14 protein-coding genes and 1 tRNA gene are annotated in these 15,912 nt (G+C 42.7%); 5 read left to right on the top strand and 10 right to left on the bottom strand.

What is annotated here, in order from left to right:
• The coding region (locus HWQ37_RS15885; RefSeq protein WP_292748580.1) for a nitrilase-related carbon-nitrogen hydrolase at window positions 1–191 on the top strand (191 nt) is incomplete at its 5' end.
• A 182-nt stretch (window positions 192–373) separates the two neighbouring features.
• Here HWQ37_RS15885 and fba read toward each other — a convergent pair.
• From fba to pdhA, 4 genes are all read right to left on the bottom strand, one after another.
• Window positions 374–1,453, bottom strand: a complete 1,080-nt coding sequence (gene fba, locus HWQ37_RS15890; protein WP_292748582.1) for a class II fructose-bisphosphate aldolase — start codon at window positions 1,451–1,453, stop codon at window positions 374–376.
• Between the two features lie 335 nt (window positions 1,454–1,788).
• Window positions 1,789–1,860: transfer RNA gene (locus HWQ37_RS15895), tRNA-Lys, on the bottom strand.
• A 61-nt stretch (window positions 1,861–1,921) separates the two neighbouring features.
• Window positions 1,922–2,791: an aldose epimerase family protein gene (locus tag HWQ37_RS15900; RefSeq protein ID WP_292748583.1), complete on the bottom strand. Its 870-nt coding sequence runs from the start codon at window positions 2,789–2,791 to the stop codon at window positions 1,922–1,924.
• 100 nt (window positions 2,792–2,891) lie between these two features.
• Window positions 2,892–3,926 (bottom strand): pyruvate dehydrogenase (acetyl-transferring) E1 component subunit alpha, encoded by a 1,035-nt coding sequence (pdhA, locus tag HWQ37_RS15905; protein WP_292748585.1) that lies wholly within the window; start codon window positions 3,924–3,926, stop codon window positions 2,892–2,894.
• Window positions 3,927–4,691: 765 nt separating this feature from the next.
• Between pdhA and HWQ37_RS15910 the strand changes: the two genes are divergently transcribed.
• Complete coding sequence (locus tag HWQ37_RS15910; protein WP_292748587.1) at window positions 4,692–6,983, top strand: IMS domain-containing protein; 2,292 nt, start codon at window positions 4,692–4,694, stop codon at window positions 6,981–6,983.
• A 10-nt stretch (window positions 6,984–6,993) separates the two neighbouring features.
• Here the strand turns inward: HWQ37_RS15910 and dhaL are convergent, their stop codons facing one another.
• From dhaL to HWQ37_RS15940, 6 genes are all read right to left on the bottom strand, one after another.
• Window positions 6,994–7,623, bottom strand: a complete 630-nt coding sequence (dhaL, locus tag HWQ37_RS15915) for a dihydroxyacetone kinase subunit DhaL (RefSeq protein WP_292748589.1) — start codon at window positions 7,621–7,623, stop codon at window positions 6,994–6,996.
• A 30-nt stretch (window positions 7,624–7,653) separates the two neighbouring features.
• A complete protein-coding gene (gene dhaK, locus HWQ37_RS15920) occupies window positions 7,654–8,730 on the bottom strand; it encodes a dihydroxyacetone kinase subunit DhaK (RefSeq protein WP_292748591.1) in 1,077 nt (358 codons plus the stop codon).
• Window positions 8,731–9,077: 347 nt separating this feature from the next.
• The gene (locus HWQ37_RS15925) at window positions 9,078–9,953 is read right to left on the bottom strand and encodes an MBL fold metallo-hydrolase (RefSeq protein ID WP_292748593.1); all 876 of its coding nucleotides are present in this window, start codon (window positions 9,951–9,953) and stop codon (window positions 9,078–9,080) included.
• A gap of 455 nt (window positions 9,954–10,408) precedes the next feature.
• Entirely contained in the window at window positions 10,409–11,644 is a 1,236-nt protein-coding gene (locus HWQ37_RS15930) for a DUF445 domain-containing protein (protein WP_292748595.1), read from the bottom strand.
• 178 nt (window positions 11,645–11,822) lie between these two features.
• Entirely contained in the window at window positions 11,823–12,536 is a 714-nt protein-coding gene (ubiE, locus tag HWQ37_RS15935; protein ID WP_292748597.1) for a bifunctional demethylmenaquinone methyltransferase/2-methoxy-6-polyprenyl-1,4-benzoquinol methylase UbiE, read from the bottom strand.
• Window positions 12,537–12,618: 82 nt separating this feature from the next.
• Window positions 12,619–13,563, bottom strand: a complete 945-nt coding sequence (locus HWQ37_RS15940; protein WP_292748598.1) for a response regulator — start codon at window positions 13,561–13,563, stop codon at window positions 12,619–12,621.
• A 310-nt stretch (window positions 13,564–13,873) separates the two neighbouring features.
• On the opposite strand from HWQ37_RS15940, the gene HWQ37_RS15945 reads away from it, so the two are divergent.
• The 3 genes from HWQ37_RS15945 to HWQ37_RS15955 all read left to right on the top strand — a co-directional run.
• Window positions 13,874–14,962 carry a RuBisCO accumulation factor 1 gene (locus tag HWQ37_RS15945; RefSeq protein ID WP_292748599.1) on the top strand — a complete coding sequence of 363 codons (1,089 nt, stop codon included), beginning with the start codon at window positions 13,874–13,876 and terminating at the stop codon, window positions 14,960–14,962.
• A gap of 240 nt (window positions 14,963–15,202) precedes the next feature.
• Window positions 15,203–15,685, top strand: coding sequence for a hypothetical protein (locus HWQ37_RS15950; RefSeq protein WP_292748600.1), 483 nt, complete (start codon window positions 15,203–15,205; stop codon window positions 15,683–15,685).
• Window positions 15,686–15,716: 31 nt separating this feature from the next.
• Window positions 15,717–15,912, top strand: a 196-nt coding sequence (locus HWQ37_RS15955; RefSeq protein ID WP_292748601.1) for a hypothetical protein, incomplete at its 3' end; no start/stop codon positions are given.

Consider the following 15,912-nt stretch of genomic DNA (forward strand, 5'->3'; position numbering starts at 1 on the left):
TTGCTCCCGCCCAAACAGGGAATAACTACGCCCGTCGTCTAACCCACGGTCACGCCGTTATTATCGACCCTTGGGGTGTAATTTTAGCAGATGCTGGGGAGAAACCGGGAATTGCGATCGCAGAAATCAACCCCACCAGACTCGAACAAGTCCGCCGTCAAATGCCCTCTTTACAGCATCGGGTGTTCTAGGCATTAGGAGCAGGGAGCAGGGAGCAGGGAGCAGGGGGAAATTCCTCTCCTCTGCCCCATGCCCAATCCTTATGAATGAATAAAACAAAAAACCGGGTAAACACCCGGTTTCTGACAACATTAAAATCCTCAGTTTTTGAGGAGCATAGCAGGACTGTGCCCCTATTTATTAGTTGTCAAAATTAAACTTTAGCAGCAGCTTTGGTAACAACGTTAAGTTCACCCTTAGCATACTTAGCAGCAAAATCTTCCAAAGAAACTTGCTTAATCTTGCTTGCATTACCAGCTGTACCAAATTGCTGATAGCGTTCAGCACAAACCTTCTGCATATATGTAATAGAAGGCTTGAGGAAGTGACGGGGGTCAAACTCCTCTGGTTTTTTAGCCAAAGCTTCACGTACAGCAGCAGTAATAGCCAAACGGTTGTCGGTGTCGATGTTTACCTTACGTACACCACTCTTAATACCTTTTTGGATTTCTTCTACAGGTACGCCGTAGGTTTCAGGAATTGCACCACCATACTGGTTAATCAGTGCAAGCAAATCTTCAGGTACAGAAGAAGAACCGTGCATTACCAAGTGGGTGTTAGGCAGACGGCGGTGAATTTCTTCAATGCGGCTGATGGCCAAAATTTCGCCAGTTGGTTTGCGGGTAAACTTGTAAGCACCGTGGCTCGTGCCTATGGCAACAGCCAAAGCATCTACTTGGGTTGCTTCTACGAAGTCAACAGCTTCATCAGGGTCGGTTAACAGTTGGGAATGGTCGAGTGTACCTTCAAACCCGTGACCATCTTCAGCTTCACCAGCACCAGTTTCTAGAGAACCCAAACAACCGAGTTCACCTTCAACGCTGACACCCAAAGCATGAGCTACGTTTACAACTTCGCGGGTAACATTAACGTTGTACTCGAAGCTAGCGGGAGTTTTCGCATCGGCTTCTAAAGAACCATCCATCATCACGCTGGTGAAGTTGTTCTTCATTGCTGAGTAGCAAGTAGAAGGCGCATTACCATGATCTTGGTGCATGACAATGGGAATCTGAGGATAGGTTTCTACTGCTGCCAAAATCAGGTGGCGTAGAAAGTTTTCTCCTGCATAATTACGAGCGCCGCGTGAAGCTTGCAAAATTACAGGGCTATCTGTCTCGACAGCAGCCTTCATGATCGCTTGAATCTGCTCCAAATTGTTAACGTTGAAAGCTGGGATGCCGTAACCGTTTTCAGCTGCGTGATCCAACAGCAGCCGCAGTGGTACAAGCGCCATAGATAGTCCTCCTAATGTGGTTATCAGCTAGTTTGTGTGAGAGAAGCGTAATTATTACGCTAAATCTTAAGAGTTTTTTCAACTTATAGGAAATTATAACTAGTGTCGTGTGTCTATGTTTAAAAAGTTTACGTCATAGTTACGATAAAATATGTTCTATACTTGCTCTCTACTGCTGTACTATGCCCCATACTTGCTCTATATTGCTGTACATTTAGCTACTCTACAACTAGTAGCTGTGGTAGCCCAGTATTCAAAATGCTCCTTCATGGAATTACAAAGAATAGCGATCGCCCTTTACATCCCTTTACATGATTTAATAAACTTCTACTACATGGGTCGCCCGGGATTCGAACCCGGAACTAATCGGTTAAAAGCCGAGTACTCTACCGTTGAGTTAGCGACCCTTTCGCTGCATTTCGCAACTTTGCCATCATAGCACAGACATCTGTAGATTTGTAAAGAGGTTTAGAAAAAATTAGCAGTCAACCTTATAGATGCTGTATGGCTAGCTCCTGGTGCTAACACAGTCAGGTTATCACCAGTATTAAGAGAGTTACGGGTGGCACTCCACGGTTCTAGACAGTAGAATTCTTTGCCTTTGACAGTCCAAAATACCAGGTAGGTAGAGAAATCATCATAATCCAAGGTGAGTTTTAACTTCCGCCTGCCATCTATCGCAGTGGCCGATTGACTCGTTAGCTGTCCAAAGGCAAAATCAATTTCATCACGGCTAAAGTCAAAATTGCCGTCAAAAGAGTTAATTTCCTTAGTTTGATTGTCTTGATACTGCTGAGAGGGAATTTCAAGCTCTAACTGAGTTTTATCACCACACAGAAAGTAGGGATGGAAACCAGCCGAAAAGGGCATTGGTGTGGATGACAAGTTTTTATACTGCTGGCGGACTTCTAAGGTATTACCTTGAAGTTCGTAGGTGAAAGCCAGTTGAAAATCAAAAGGATAAACTGCCTTAGTTTGCTCATTGCTATCAAGAACTACAGTTAGACTAGCTTTATCTCCAGTTTGTTGTTCTGCTGCTTTCCACGGCAATTCACGAGCAAAACCGTGTTGCTTGAGAGTATATTTTTGCCCGTTGTGAGTGTAAGTATTATCTGGTAAATTGCCACAAATAGGAAACAAAATTGGATTTCCACCTCTGACACTCAACTCAGGATGAGTAAAGCGTTCAGTATCCAGATAGAAAATTTCTTGCCCTTGAATGCGCCAACGGGTGATGATCCCACCACGTTCTGGTACGACTTCCAACTGAGAACCTGCGGCTTCATCAGAAAGAATGTAGGTCTTGTATTGTTGCTGTTGAATGGCAATGCTAAACACAAATTTTAGTCCTGGGTAAGGTGGAGTGCTGAGTACCTAGTGCTGAGTCCTGAGCAGAATAAAAAATACTCAGCACTTAGCACTCAGGACTCAGCACTGTTTACTCGTCTTCTGCAAACACGAAACGATATAACTCGCTTGGGTCTGGTTCGGGGCTGTCTTCGGCGAACTTAACTGCTTCGTCGATTACATCCTGAATTTTACGATCAATTGCTTTGATTTCTCCCTCATCCGCCAGGTTTTGTTCCAGCAAATAAGCTGCCAACTTCTTAATTGGGTCACGGGCGAACCAAAATTCTTTCTCTGCTTTGCTCCGCATTTCATCTGGGTCAGCCAAGGAGTGACCCCGGAAGCGGTAGGTAAGCGCCTCAATTAATGTTGGACCTTCACCTGCGCGGGCACGGGCTACAGCTTCTTGTGCCACGGCTCGGACTGCTAGTACATCCATGCCATCGACTTCCACGCCAACCATGTTAAATGCACTGGCTTTTTTATAAATCTCTGGCTGGGAAGTCGCTCGTTCGTGAGACATCCCAATCGCCCACTTATTATTTTCGACTACAAACAGAATTGGCAGTTTCCATAGGGCTGCCATATTTAATGTCTCAAAAAACTGACCGTTGTTAGCTGCACCGTCGCCAAAAAAGCAAGCTGTCACTTGGTCAGCATTTTTATCTCCCAGCACTTCGCGGCGGTATTTGCTTTGAAAAGCCGCTCCTGCTGCTACAGGAATTCCCTCAGCTACAAAAGCATAGCCACCCAGCAAGCGATGTTCGGCAGAAAACATGTGCATGGAACCACCGCGCCCTTTGCTGCAACCTGTGGCTTTGCCAAATAATTCTGCCATTACCTCTTTTGCTGGTACACCCGCACTCAGAGCATGAACGTGGTCGCGGTAAGTACTACAAACGTAATCTTCACCCGGTCGCATTGACTGCACAACACCACTGCAAACGGCTTCTTGACCGTTGTACAAATGGACAAAACCAAACATTTTACCCCTGTAGTACATTTCCGCGCACTTGTCTTCAAACAAGCGCCCTAATACCATATCCTCATAAAACCGTAACCCTTCTTCTTTCGTAATATGCGTAGTAGCAGGATTAAAAGTGGGTAAAGTACGCTCTTGAACCATTATTTTTGAGTATCCCTGTTGTACAACTTAAAGTTACGGTCTTAAATAAGTTGGTCTGATAACACCTCAGCTTTTAACAGGCTAGCGTTTGTAAGACTCAACAATCAAACTTTATTTATGCACCAAAAAAGGGTCTTAGGGAATAGCTGAATTTTTAATTTTTGCTTTTTAACTTTTCAGCCTATGCCCCGTGAGGATTTGACTTTAACGACAACATCTAGCGCTTTCGGTTTTCTCCCTCACTATTCCCCTTCATAGACTAGCAATCAAGATAGACTGCTTTCTGCATATCCATTAACAATTTAAAAAAAAGGAGGCAAAAGTCTCTATACCTAAATAGGTAATTGTAATTAAAGCTTAATTGTGATATCATTTGCTTCTCATGTTATCAGGGTCAATCCCAAATAGTGGTGTTTTTGTTACCGCATACCGGGAAAGTCCCAAAAAAATCAATCATCAATAGATTCTTGCAGCCACAACATTTATGCCGTTACTAAAAGCGGTAGTTGTGGTTTGTGCTATCGAAGGCTGATAATAGTTGTGTTAAACAAAAATACTAAGAATTAAAACAAACAATTGAGGCTTTCTAGGCGAAAGCAAAAAATTAGTACTAGAATGTGACTCAAAATTTCGGGAAGGTACAAAACAAGTTGTTGCAATATACACTTGTAGAGTAAATTCTATAAGGCATTTTTATGGCACGGTTTTACAGGCCTGGAACGCTCTAGGTGAATTATGTTGATCACGGTGCAGGGGAAGTAGGCTGTGCGAATTCCGCTAGATTACTACCGAATTTTAGGACTACCGTTAGCGGCAAGTGAAGAACAATTGCGACAGGCATACAGCGATCGCATTGTACAATTGCCACGACGTGAGTATTCTCAGGCTGCAATTTCTTCTCGCAAACAACTCATAGAAGAAGCTTACGTGGTTTTATCAGATCCAAAACAACGCAGTACCTACGATCAGCTTTATCTTGCCCACGCCTATGACCCTGATAACCTTGCTGCTGTCGCAGTAGCACTGGAAAATCGCCCAGAAAGCACTAAAAGGGGTATTGACACCCAAAGTTTGGGTATCGAAATTACTCAAGACGAATTAGTGGGCGCTTTATTAATTTTGCAAGAGTTGGGGGAATACGAACTTGTACTCAAACTAGGTCGTCCTTACCTGGTAAATAAAAATGGTGCTACAAGTGCAAGAAAGAGCAATAATTTAGCAGACGAAGAAATACATGAAAGTGCTGAACATCCTGATGTTGTTCTCACTGTCGCCCTTGCTTGTCTAGAATTAGGTCGGGAACAGTGGCAGCAAGGTCACTATGAAAATGCCGCCATATCCCTAGAAACTGGTCAAGAACTGCTAGTACGCGAAGGCTTGTTCTCCAGTGTCCAGGCGGAAATTCAGGCGGATCTTTACAAATTACGACCATATCGAATTTTGGAGTTGTTGGCACTACCTCAAGAAAAAACTGCCGAACGAAGCCAAGGTTTGGAATTATTGCAAAATCTCTTAGAAGATCGTGGCGGCATTGATGGCACGAACAATGATGACTCTGGTTTAAATATAGATGACTTTCTGCGGTTTATCCAGCAATTACGCAACCACTTAACAGTCGCAGAACAGCACAAGTTATTTGAAGCCCAAAGCAAACGCAATTCTGCTGTTGCCACTTATTTAGCTGTTTATGCCTTGATAGCAAGGGGATTTGCTCAACGGCAACCTGCTTTAATTCGTCAAGCAAGACAAATGCTCATACGTTTGGGCAAGCGCCAAGATGTACATTTAGAACAGTCGTTATGTGCATTACTATTGGGACAAACTGAAGAAGCAACTCGTGTTTTAGAACTTAGTCAGGAGTACGAAGCTTTAGCTTTTATTCGAGAAAAATCTCAAGACTCTCCAGATTTGTTACCGGGGCTGTGTTTATATGCAGAACAGTGGTTGCAACACGAGGTATTTCCCCATTTTCGAGATTTAGCCAACCAGCAAGCTTTTTTAAAAGATTACTTTGCTAACCAACAGGTACAAGCTTATTTAGAAGCACTGCCAACGGATGCAGAAACAACTAATGAATGGGCTGTAATTAACCCCCAAAAATTTCCCCAGCCGCAGACAAATAATTCGCCTTTCCCTAAAAATTCTACTAAGACTCCAAGGCAATTTAACCACAGCCAAACACCTGACCTAGATTTGCCAGAAACACCCGAATATTCCAACTTCTCACCACCTATGTGGAATTCATCTGGGAGTATAAAATCAGAGATTCCTGCTGCTGAACGGACAAGCCGAGGCACAAAGGAGCATTTGAATGGTTCGGCTAAAAGTGCTACACCCAGTCATAACCAAAAGCGTCGGCGGAGAAAACCGACTCCATCTGCTAGCCGAGAACGTATACCAGATAATCGTCCTCATTCTCATCGTCCTCGGCGGCGGCGAACTTTTGCTAACACCATCGAAGGGAAAACACGGCTGGTATGGAAAGTGTTTATTTCTTTGGTGATTTTATTAGTTTTCTGGGTGTTAGCCACAACAACTTTTGGATGGTTAAAAAATCTGTTTTTCCCAACACGATCTGTACCTCCTTCACAGTTGTTTCTACAAATAAATCAACCACCAATATTGATTCCCAATCCAAATAGTCAACCACAAGGACTAGATAGCCCTTTAACAGATACAGAGGCAGAGGGAATTATTCGCACTTGGCTATCTACTAAAGCCGAAGCTTTAGGGCCTAATCATGAGATTAATAATTTAGAGCAGATTTTAACTGGTTCAGCTTTGTCTCAATGGCGGGCGATCGCTCAACAGGCTAGGTCAGACAACCGTTATCGCAAGTACGAGCATAGTCTGAAGGTGGAATCTGTAGAGAAAATTGATTTGTTCGCAGATCGTGCCGCAGTGGTAGCTACGGTGAAGGAAGTGACACAATTATATGAAAATGGTCAGTTTAAAAACTCTTCTAACGAGAATTTGAGAGTTCGGTACGATTTGATTCGAGAACGAGGTAAATGGCGTATTCAGAGTGCATCTGTTGTGAATCAGATAATCAGATAAGTTGAAATTTTTAAGTTTCCAATACCTCCAACAAACTTTTCAACATCAAATAAGCAGAAGTCCCTCCCGGATCTGGATGTCCGATACTCCGTTCTCCCAGGTAGCTAGCCCGTCCCTTTTTTGCTTGCATCGGTATAGTTTCTTGCAATCCCATTTGGGCTGCTACTACAGCCTGTTGCATAGCTTCCACTGTTCCCTTACTTTCTTCTACAGCTTGCCCAAAAGCGGTTACAGCCGGAGATAGCACATCCACCATCGTTTTGTCTCCTAGTTGTGCTTTGCCACGTTGCAGCACGCCGTCTAAGCCTGTTTGGAGTATTCCTAAAACATCTTGTGCTGTTAATTCTTGCTTACCAACTACTGCTGTACTGGCTCGTAAAAACCAGGTGCCATAAAGAGGGCCACTAGCACCGCCAATAGAAGAAATTAAGGTCATACTCACAGCTTTGAGAATGCTGCTGATGTCCTTGTCTGTAAGAGTTGGTAACTGAGCGCTTACCTTTTTGAAGCCGCGATCCATGTTGATCCCGTGGTCAGCATCTCCGATCGCAGCATCTAATTCTGTCAAATATGCTTTATTCTGCTCTATCTCGGTTGCATAAGCTTGTAACCATTGTAATATATGCGCTTGAGTCAACATAATTCGTAATTCGTAATTCGTAATTCGTAATTATGAAATTCCCCACCGCCAACTTGGGGTTTTTACTGGTGCATCCCATAGGCGGATCATCTCATCATCTAATTTCAGTAGGGTAATGGAGCAACCTTGCATTTCTAGAGATGTGATGTAAGGGCCTATCAAGTTTCGCACAATTTGCAATCCTTGCTGTTCGCAGATTTGGGCGAGTTTGCGGTACACAATATACAGTTCGGAAATCGGGGTTCCACCCATACTATTGACAAAAGCTAATAAGCGATCGCCTTTGGCAAATGGGAGATTTGTTAGTTCTACATCTACCCATTCTCCTTTGCTTTCATCCCACTCGCGCAGTGTGCGGCTGTATGCTGCATCTTCAAGGAGCGATCGCGTCAAAATTTCGGTAATCTCGTCTACTGGTTTGATAGCTGTACGTTCTATTCCTGGCTCACCGTGGATACCGATGCCTAATTCAATTTGGCGATCGCTCAATTGAAATGTCGGTGTTCCATTAGCGGGGACTGTACAAGATGTGAGAGCAATTCCCATACTCCGCCCATTCAGATTTACTCGGCGACATAAATTTGCTATTTGTGGCAAATCATACCCTGCCTCAGCCGCCGCACCACAAATTTTTTCCGCCAGTATTGTTGTTCCCACACCCCGCCGTCCTTGGGTATAGAGACTATCCTTGACTGCTACATCGTCATCAATCAAAATATTTAGGACTCGAATACCCTCACCACGGGCTAACTCTGTTGCCATCTCAAAGTTCATCACATCACCACTGTAATTTTTGACGATGTAAAGGATACCAGAGCCTCCATCTACAAGCTTTGCTGCTTCTAGCATTTGGTCGGGAGTCGGTGAAGTGAAAACCTCACCAGGACAAGCTGCATCAAGCATTCCTTTGCCCACGAAGCCAGCGTGCATTGGTTCATGTCCACTGCCACCACCTGAAATAATTGCTACTTTCCCCGGAATAGGTGCATTGGCTCGATAGACAAAGGTGGGATCGTAGTTCAGTTTAATTAAATCGGAATGAGCCGCCGCCATACCTTCTAGACTTTCCCGCACAAAGTCTTCTGGCTTATTGATCAGCTTTTTCATAATCCGTGTTTGGTTAAAAGGGTGCTAAAACCCAGGTTATAGCGATCGCTGGTTTGTATGCAATATAATTTGACCTCTCTCTAAATCTCTCTCCTAAAACCTACCGTGTACACGTAAGTCAGATCCAATTTTATATCCAATACGCTTGGGACAAGCGAGAAAACCCTCATGTAGAGACGCGATTTATCGCGTCTAAAAGACTGACACGTTAGAGAGACGCGATAAATCGCCGTCTCTACAGAGAATGTAATCGTCAATTATTCCTTGAGAGAATACTAAATTTTCCGCTTTACCGTGTTGGGAAGCAGGTTAGGTTTTTCCCTATCACATGAAAAGTCAGTTTAATGTCAATTCAAAGATTCCATCAACTCAATACACTTGTGCATCTGCTGGCGCATGGTTTCCTTATCAGCATGAAACCTGCGCCCATGACCTGGTAGCACCCACTCAAAAGAGTAATTAGCCAAATTACGCATTGATTTAGTCTGTTCTGACCAAGAATACCAGCAAGCGCCGTGGAATGCAGTCAGTTGATGCAAGCTTTCTGACCAAGCGAGATGATCGCCAGTAAAAAGAAACTTATTTTTATAAAGTAAAACAGTTTGTCCTTTGGTGTGACCGGGAACTGGGATAATTAATAAATCTGGTGTCAACGCAAATGCTTCAGAACCAGTTAGCTGTATTTCTACATTGCGAGTATCCGCAGTAATATCATCAGTGTGGAGGATGCGATCGCACTGAAAATGTTCGGCAAACTTTTGATGATCTGCCACATCATCTTTATGAGTTAGGTACATATAACGAATTGGCCCCAGTTCTTCTAAACGCTTGACTAAAGGCGGCGTAAATCGGGGAGAATCCACCAAAATATTACCTTCTGGAAGCTGAATTAAATAGCTAGCAGCACCGTAAGATTTTTCAGAATGATAGCCGCAGTGGTAAACATTTTCCGCTACTAATATGGGAAACTTTTCTTGAGCAACTTTGATATCTTTTGGTTTCTCAACAGTGCCAATAGAACTAGTAGGACATGCCAAAAGTGCTTCCAGGGCTGCTAATCTTTCGGCATCATTGGTTGGTTGATGATAAACAGCCGATTGATCATCTACATCATAAAATACTTCAGGAGCCATCCAGCGACAGGTATCACAATCAATACAGGTAGTATCTACATAAAAATCGCCGTTGACATTTTGGGGACGACGCTGATTTAAATGAGCCATATTAATCCTTTTGCTTTCAGTCGCTTACTGGGGAGTGATAAACTCTATATCACTACGCTAGCAAAAGTAAGTTGAGACTGTAGCCGCCACTAGAAGTAAATCTGCTCAAAAATATCAAGACTCGTGAAACCGAGTTAGCAGAAAATAGGAAAACTTAATAGACACCATCTGCTTATTCCCAAATATGCTTTATTGCTCTAATTCCAATTGTTCAAATCCTTATTAAAGAAAGAATTATACACCAGACGCGCAGATGAAGTATAAAGCGTCCAAGATCAATCCCACTATGAGTAAGGGTGGGTTCCTCCTGTCTCCTGCCTTCTCCTGCCTCCTGAATCACATCTCTTCTCAAAAGGCGTAGGCGTAGCCCGTCATAGACATCGCTCAATTCCCCTGATTTCACAATTTGACCAAATTGCAACTATAATTTGATAAAAATTTACAGATACAAAAAATTAATATTGACTTAATATTAAAAATACCGACTGTAATAACCCGATAACGAAACCTAAAACACCACCTAAAGTCACAATCGCTTGCAATTCATTTTTGACAATTCCCTCAATTGCAGCTTCTAAATCAGCTGGTGAAGTTGATTTTACACGGTCAACTATTACTTCATCTATCGATAAAATTGGAATTACCTGCGCCACAATTGCTTCTAAATCTTTTTCCAAATATTTCTCTAAAATTAGAGCCAACTCTTGACTCATAACTTCTAAAGAAGTACTGACAACTGGTGAAGTGCTAAGACGATTTAACAGCACTACAGCAATATTTTGCCAATCAACAGAATCAGTTAATCCTTGTAAAAAATCGCTACCACTGTTTTGTAAGTAATGGCGAACACTTTCGCGGGTGGTTTTTCGGAGTTGGCGCACCGTACCCATTGGCAAGTTTTGTAATGATAAATTTTGCAGTAATTTCCGAATGCGATCGCGGATTTGCAAATCTTGAGTCAATTCCTGCAAGCGACTATTAGCAGCCTCTTTTTCATCCAAACAAAAAGTTCGTAGGCGTGTAAGAGTGTTACGTAAGCCAAATAAATTTGCTACTACCCAATAAGTCCCACTGGTTTTTTCGCGGAAGCCTTCATCGATAATTTGAATGGTGCGATCGGTCAAAAAATCTACTATCGTTTGGCGTAAAAGATCCGGCGGTAAAACTACTTGCAACAACCAATCAGCAAGCCGCGTAGCTTGTTCTTCACTCAATTGAAATTCCAGCAATATCTGGTCAAAAATTTGATTGATCTGCGCTTCCAAAAAATCTTCACGCCGCGCTAAAACCTTCAATAATCGTGGCAAAGATTCCCCTAGTAAATCCCGCAAAATTCCTGCTACAATTTTGGCACTTTTCTCGTTTTTATCGGTTTTGATTTGTTCAATTGCCAGCCGCAATAACCAGAGAATTGCTGCTTGCACCCGTTCTGTTTGCAACAAACGCCGCGCCAGATTTTGTAATTCTTGTGGTGTCAACAGTGACCCCATGATTGTATTGGAAATGTTCTTAGCCAGACGCTCCTGATTGCGGGGGATCAAACCAGGGGTGAAGGGTACTTTTTGTCCAGCGATATAAATTGCTCGGTAAGGACGGAACAACATTTTGATGGCTATATCATTTGTGAAATAGCCAATAATTCCACCCAGTACCGGGGGAGACACATAAAGCCAAAGATGAGACCAGTCCACAGGATTTTGGATTTTGGATTTTGGATTTTGAATTCTAGATTATAAATTAGGGATTGAGTTTTGGTACTTGGTATTTGGCTGTTATTAATTGTTAGTTGATTTTCGACTAACCACTTAGAATTCTCCATTACCCATTACCTATTTCGCAGTCCCCAATCCAAAATTGCAAATCTAAAATCTAAAATTTGCTGACTACCAGCACTCCCATCATACCGTTCGCAATGGGGTAGTGTGTGGCAACTGCAAAACCAACTTGATGAGCTAACTCTATTTGCTCTTTGCCGATGGGAAAGCGATCTAAGCTGGGACTGATGTAAGCATATTCTTCTTTTAAGCCTAAATAATTGGCAACTGGTACCACCAAACCGTCCAAATACCACTGCTGAAAGGCACGTAGCTGAGGATTAGTCGGTCGATGAAAGTCTAAAATTGCGGCTTTAGCTCCCGGTTTCAAAACACGGTATAACTCTTGGAGACTCCGGGGAATATCTTTAACATTTCTTAAACCATAGCCCATTGTTGCGGCATCAAATTGATTGTCGTCAAAGGGTAAATTTAGCACATCAGCTTCTACCCAGGCGATGCCTACGGCGGGCAAAGCCAACGCAGGTTGGGGATATTGCTTTTGAGAGCGTTCTTTAGCGTTTTCTAGCAGGTTTGGGGAAAAATCTACTCCATACACCTGTCCTGTTGCTCCGATACGCCGCGCCAAACGTAGAGCTAAATCACCACTACCGCAACACAAATCTAATGCAGTATCTCCTGGTTTAGCTGCACTCCATTTTACTGCCATTTCCTTCCAGATTCGATGCTGTCCCAGACTCAACCAATCGTTTAATTGGTCATAAACTGGAGCAATACGGTTAAAAATGGACTTAATTTCGTTAGTCATTGGTCAATAAGTCATTGGTCATTGGTCATTTGTCATTTGTCAAGGATAAAGGACAAATGACTAATGACAACTACACAATACCTTAATGAGAGTGACTACTAGTCAGAGCGATCGCTACTAGTTGCGCTGATAAATTAATTAGCACTAATTCATCTTCTCGCAAAGTGCAAGGTTGTTTCCACTGTAGCGACAATACACCTAAAAGTTGATTACGGTAGCTAATTGGGATTACTAGGTGTGCTTGCACATCCGTATTTTTGTAATGAATCGCATCAACTAATTTAGTGTCTTTAAGTACATTTAAGGAAACTTGCATTTGTCCAGTGGCGATCGCTTCCGTGGTTAGTGGGTCAAGAGATAGCCAATTTTCTATTGTACCTGTATCGCTGTAACTTCCTTGAGTCGCAACCAGAGTATTTCCATCTGTAAGTTGTAAAATACAGCCGTCTGCCCCAAAAGTGTCACTCACAGCCCTAGCAATGGGAGTGAGAGTTTCTTCTAAGCTAGAAGCTGCTTGAGTTACCTGTACCAAAACACTCAACAAAGCCATTTGAGCATGAGCGCGGCGTAATTCTTCTGTACGTTGCTTGAGCAAGTCGTAGGTTTCTGCTGCTCTTTGCACCACTGCCTTCAGTTCCCCTGGGTCCCAAGGCTTGGTGATATATTTGTAGACTTGTCCGGCATTAATTGCTTCTACCAAGTCTTCAATATCAGTAAATCCAGTCAGAATTATTCTCACTGTATCGGGAAACTGAGGTACAGTCTTGCTGAGAAACTCAGTTCCTTTCATTTCTGGCATTCGTTGATCGGAGATAATCACCGCTACCTCGCCTTCTGCTGCCAAAACTTGTAGGGCGTTTACCCCACTATCAGCTTTGAGAACATTAAAGTCCCGTCGAAATGTGCGATAAAGGAGATCGAGATTATCTGGCTCATCGTCAACTACTAAGATTTTCAGCTTTTTTGGTCGTTCAAGAGTCATAATTTGAGATTGGACTTTATCAATTTCCAGATTGGGTTTATCCATAAGATATTTCCTTTAAATATTCACTCTCTTGTTATATTCCATACCAAGTTTAGTTGAGAATAGCCGAAAATTGCCAAGGGTTTATACGGACTTATTTTGCATATTTGAGAACCCTAATAGCGATCGCTACAGAGAAAATTGACCTGCCTAAATATTTGAATTAAAAAATGTTGCACCAGAAAAACCAACTAAATCAGCAAAACTATGGCAGTTTTGATCGTGGATGAGGTGTAGGTCTGGGTATAGATTAGAATAAGACTTGCTCATGAGGTATTAATTAACCTCTCAAGTTGAAGCTTGCACTCCGATTATGACTGATTTACCACCCAACACTCAGAATCCCGAAGATAATGCTAACAATGATGTAGCACAAGAGTTACTGCGAAGACTGAGGCAAAAACAAGGCAACTGGGTGGAATGGGGAGCCGCGATCGCCTCGTTGTTAAAAATCGGTTACAACCCCCAAGAAATTTTTGAGGCGACTGGATTTGAGCCGATTCAACAAAATCAGGTGGTTGTTGGTTCTCAAGTTTACAATTCTTTGGAAAAGTTTGGAGTATCGGCAGAAACGCGATCGCACTATACTACACGTGGCAGCGATGTTTTATACGAGCTACGTTTGCTTACTCAAGAAGAACGCGCCGCCGCCGCCGAACTAATCTTCGTCCACAATGTTGATGCTGATGAGGCCAGGGATATAGCAAAAGCCCTGAAAGAGTTCTCTTATTACCGCACTCTACCAGAAGGATTTTCTGCCCATCCTGGGGATGCCGTTGCTCACCAAGTTTGGAAACTGGCACGCCAAAATGCAGATTTACAACAGCGATCGCGCCTAATCGCTAAAGGTTTGCGTTTTGCTCATACGCTAGGTGCAAGGCAAAAAATTGAACAATTACTGACTGATTTTACTACCGTTCCCCAGCGTCCAGCGCCAATTTTACCCTTTTATCGTCTGGAATTTGAAGAACAGTTACCCCGAATCTTGCCAGTAGTAGGCGAGTTGCCATTATCACGCCAAGATTTGCAAGCTGTGCCTGTAGTGACAGAAATTGAACCATTTCGGATGGTCAAGTTTTCTGGAGAGCAAGCTTGGGTACCGTTACCAGGTTGGCAAGTGCTATTGGCGGCAGAAGATCCAGTGGTAATTTTAGCGAATAGCGATCGCTTCCCCATTCAAACCCAAAGCCAAACAGGGCCAGTTGTAGTTGTCATAGATCGCGCCAAACGAGAATGGGATGTCTCCAGCTATTTTGTCGTTGAAAATGGTGGTGAATTAGATTTTCAATGGTTTGAAACTGAGCCAGAAATTCCTCTACTAGGACAAATTATTATCATTGTGCGCCCTAAGAAGATTTTGGATGAAGAATTAACTAAGGATTCCTGGCAGATTGACGAATAATTCAATTTTGGATTTTGCAACGCTGGCACTATATTGTGGGATTCGGGTTAAATCATCACAGTATTAGTGTAATTGCGAATTGGTTTAAAGGGCGATTGGCTTTATCTAAGCTAATCGTCATTAATTTTTCCAAAATGATTCGCTTATAGTAAGTGGCTCTGACCATGCTTGCTTTTATGCAGCTTAAATGCCAATTGTCTTACCATGTGAGTTAAGAGAATTAGGAAAGCAAGAATCATTATGACACTTCAAATAATCCAAAAAACTGCTTCTACAAAGACCGAAACGCCGATAACATCCCAGTTGTTCTCAAAACCCTTTGCGCCGATTATTCAACCCCCAATATCAACTCCCCTTCAGCAACCAGAGCAAACTGAGAGACCACTTCAAACAAAGACAAACTTGTTACCAATCCCTTTGATGCCACCGCCAAAAAAAGTAATCCAGGCAAAGGTGAGAATTGGGGAAGCCGGGGATGAGTATAAACAGATCGAGAGTCAGTTTGTCCAACGCAGAGAAGCCAAGGAAATGCAGCAGTTAGAAAATAAAACTGGATTACCAGAGAACATAAAAACTGGTGTTGAAAATATCTCCGGGATACCGATGGATGATGTGAGGGTTCACTATAATTCTAACAAACCCTCCCAGTTGCGAGCGTTAGCGTATACACAATACCCAGATATAGAGGTAGCACCAGGGCAAGAAAAACACATACCTGTATAGTAATAAGCCTTACGAACGCTTAGGGGAAGCTATGCCTACGCCTGATCAAACAATCGAGCAAGGAATACATACTTCTGGCAGACAAGTAGATGAATACTTAGATAGGAATATGTTAATTAAGAAGTACATTAAGCAAAAGGTCGAAGGAAGCTTTTGGGCTGGACAAGAAAGTATCAAAATTGAAGGAAAGGTTGTATTAGACTCTTCTCAAAACTTCATCCGACAGT

Origin of the sequence: Nostoc sp. NMS4 (assembly GCF_017115095.1) — a bacterium.
Classification (GTDB): Bacteria; Cyanobacteriota; Cyanobacteriia; order Cyanobacteriales; family Nostocaceae; genus Nostoc.